A 3,183-nucleotide genomic window follows, 5' to 3' on the forward strand; every position below is an offset into this window, starting at 1 on the left:
TTCTGGGTCGACCGGTGCGAGGTCCAGCCAGCGTCGGTAGCGGCCTACGACGCGGACTGGCTGGGATCGTGATGGGGCTGTTCGCCGCTCCGACGCTGACGCTCCAAGCGTACTCCCGCCGTCGGGAGTACGCCGCCGACCGGCGAGCCGTGGCGGTACTCGACGATCCGCTGGCGTTTGCTCGTGCACTCGAAAAGCTCCAACGTGCGAGCGAGCCCGGCTGGGGATTGTTCTCGTGGGTGTTCCCGGACCGCAACCGGCGGAGGGAGCAGACGCCGCTCGAACGGGCGTTCGCGAGTCACCCGCCGACGGACGAACGAGTGAGTCGCGTTCGCGAGGCCGCAGCGACCGTTGCACGCCACGAAACGGACCGCTGGCACAACGTCGAAATCCGCTGATCCCAGCGGCACTAGTGTATTCGACTTTCCTTTTTCGAACATTCGAACCCGTTCACTGAACCCAGCACACCTCGTTTCGTCCTTCCTTCGTTCGCGAGGGAAACGAATCTGTCCGAGCTCCGTCCGTTCCTGTAACTCACGTGACTCCGCGATTTCGGAGGATTACCAATCATCGGGAATTCAAAAAAGATACAATATTCTATGGCCGATACGGATACCCCTCCATCGATCGACATGGGGCACAACCGATTCGAACATCTCGTTGAAGGATCACTTCCCAATCTGCTCGACGTTCTCGGGTCATCTGTCCATATTCGGTAGATAATCTACTCTACTTCGAATCACTATCGGATGGGGACGAAATTGGATTCGTGGGACACATTAATGTTATATTAATTGATATGAATACGGTGTCGGAATTATGTTCTATAGAGTGACAATATCACTGCTGATGCTCTCTCTTTCTTCCATGTATGATTGTGTAGTTAACACAATATAAATGGCTGTCCTCTTCGATAACAGGTGGTGTTTACCGGCAATTGATGTTACAGTGACAATCCTGTAATTGTTGTCTCCCTCCTATTGCCCGTAGTCAATAGGGTTGCCATCTCCACCATTTGGAGTTTCATCCGCCGATTTTCGGATCACGCTCGATCCCGTCATCCCCGTACGCGACCGTTTTCTATCTTCGGCAGTAGCAACGATGAATCGTACGAATGCTCACGGATGTCGAGCGGGAATCGCGTACCAACGGTGGGGTCGATGACCGCTGTGGAACTCACGATTTCACTCGGTAGGAAGGGGGTGGTGCATCGTTCTCCCGTCTTTTCTGGCTGTGACAGTACTTATAGTGCAGCTCCATCACGGCGAGTGGTATCACTATATTGACCGGGCTATCGAGGATGACCGGCCGCCTCGGCGATTTCGGTACCGACAGTGGTGATTTCAACATGTACACCTTGTGTGACAGGGACCGCCGCCGAACGCTCTACCGTCCGTGTTCTCACCTCCACACGGTCCGTGGCGACGTAACTACGGCAACGTTGCCGCGATGATACCAGTCCCGCACTGTATTGCCCTTTCACTCGATCATCGTGTTCCATCCCCCAGACACCCGCCGTAACATCGAACGGATGAGGGGACGAGTCCTGACACATGTCCCCTCGAACCACCACCCACGATCGATGCGCATTGTGTATAGCGAAATATTGTTTACCCTTCTGGCGTCGAACTCTCCAACTCGTCGGATCCGGAAGTCGCTATGGTTTCTCACGGTTGCTCCGAGGATTGGATACCCGTTTCTCACCTGTCTCACGTCGAGTCGGTACGAACGATCGGGTTCGACGCGAGGTCGTCCACTGACGCCCATGCTTGCCATCTAATTGAACGCTTCGTCCGCCGCCGCGAACTCGTCTCAGTCCGTGACGTTCAGTGCGCCGTCAGCATCGTCGAACGCCGCGGCGGCCGATGATTCGCTCGATCTCGGACCTCGTTTTGACACGTGGCACAAAAAATGATCAGGTATAATGCATGCACTAACTTGGTTTTCACATGTCGATCGTCGATATCCTGATCGGTTCCGGCCCCGGACAGCGGATCGTCATCTTGGGCACGATCGTCCTCTACGTGTATCTCTCGGTTCGCCGTCCTGACGCCGCCCGCGAGAGTTTCGAGAGTGGCGCTCGGATGCTAGTCGGACTAGCAACCCTCGTCCTCGCGGCGCTGTTGCTCGCCAGTGCGATCGAGACGCTCGTCCCCGCGAGCGCCATTAGCAGACTCGTCGGTGGATCGGCGGGGACGCCGGGCGTGGTGCTCGCTGGATTGCTCGGCGGGGTCCTTCCCGGTGGGCCGTATGCGGTCTATCCGATCATCAGCGGGGTCGCCGACAACGGGGCGCTCGTCGCCGTCGGTGGACTGCTGTTTCCCACGTCACGAACCGTTCTCTTCGCTCTCGTCGGAACCGGCCTGTTCGGGGCCGTACTCATCTACTTTTTGACGCCCGAGCAGTTCGTCTCGGCGGCGGTCGGCGAGCGACGTACGCCGCCCATGCGGCAATCGGCGACGAACTGGTCGGATCCCTCGGTCTCTCCGAAACGAACGTCTATCTCCCGGCCGGTGACTCGACCGGTCCGAATGCGGGTGTCCGTCTCTTCATTCCACATCACGGAGAATACGAGTTGCCCTCGGAGGACGAGGCGGACACACTGTTCGTCGTGACGGACGACGAGCGCCAGCGAGGCGTGGCCGTCCCACCGACGGGGTCCGGACTGTTCCACGAGTATGAGTCCATGGTGGGCGATACCGCGAACGAGGTCCCCGAACTCGCTGACGAACTCGCGGACGCACTCGTTGAAGAGTTCGAACTCGTCGGGAGTGCGACCCCGGAGGTAGACGTGGAAAACGATACCATCAACATCCGTGTCAGTGGCAGTCGATACGGTCCGGTCGACCGTTTCGATCATCCCGTTGCGTCGTTCATTGCGGTGGGTGCCGTGAACGCGACCGGACGGCCCGTCACGCTCGAAACGACACGTGACCAGGAGAAGCCACGTTCGGGCATCGTACAAATCAAGTTGTTGAGCTGAAGAGTATGCTGCCAGAAGTCACATGATACTGATCCACGTCGCTTATGATGAATGGCGAGTATGACGGAGGGCGAACCACGGTCGATCTTTCGAACACCGGCGTTCATCGCCACCGCTCTCTCGTTCGGTCTTTTTGGTTTTATTACCGGCATTTGGGAAGTGTTGCTGGCCGACCTTCGGACATCCCTCTCGCTTTCGCC

General features: G+C 57.6%; 3 protein-coding genes. All 3 read left to right on the plus strand.

All coding sequences use genetic code 11. The annotated features are described in order from the left end of the window. A partial coding sequence (locus tag WBV42_RS14265) for a M48 family metallopeptidase (protein WP_423986621.1) occupies window positions 1-398 on the plus strand: 398 nt, incomplete at its 5' end. Between the two features lie 1,551 nt (window positions 399-1,949). After that, window positions 1,950-2,615, plus strand: a complete 666-nt coding sequence (locus WBV42_RS14270; RefSeq protein WP_423986622.1) for a hypothetical protein — start codon at window positions 1,950-1,952, stop codon at window positions 2,613-2,615. After that, window positions 2,576-2,983 (plus strand): hypothetical protein, encoded by a 408-nt coding sequence (locus WBV42_RS14275; RefSeq protein ID WP_423986623.1) that lies wholly within the window; start codon window positions 2,576-2,578, stop codon window positions 2,981-2,983. The genes WBV42_RS14270 and WBV42_RS14275 overlap by 40 nt, the downstream gene beginning before the upstream one ends. The last annotated feature ends 200 nt before the right edge of the window (window positions 2,984-3,183 follow it).

The organism is Haladaptatus sp. (genome assembly GCF_049589095.1).
GTDB lineage: Archaea > Halobacteriota > Halobacteria > Halobacteriales > Haladaptataceae > Haladaptatus.

Bases quoted from the DNA above. Each gene is read 5' to 3' on its own strand.
- WBV42_RS14270 (WP_423986622.1), top strand. From the start codon at position 1,950: ATGTCGATCGTCGATATCCTGATCGGTTCCGGCCCCGGACAGCGGATC.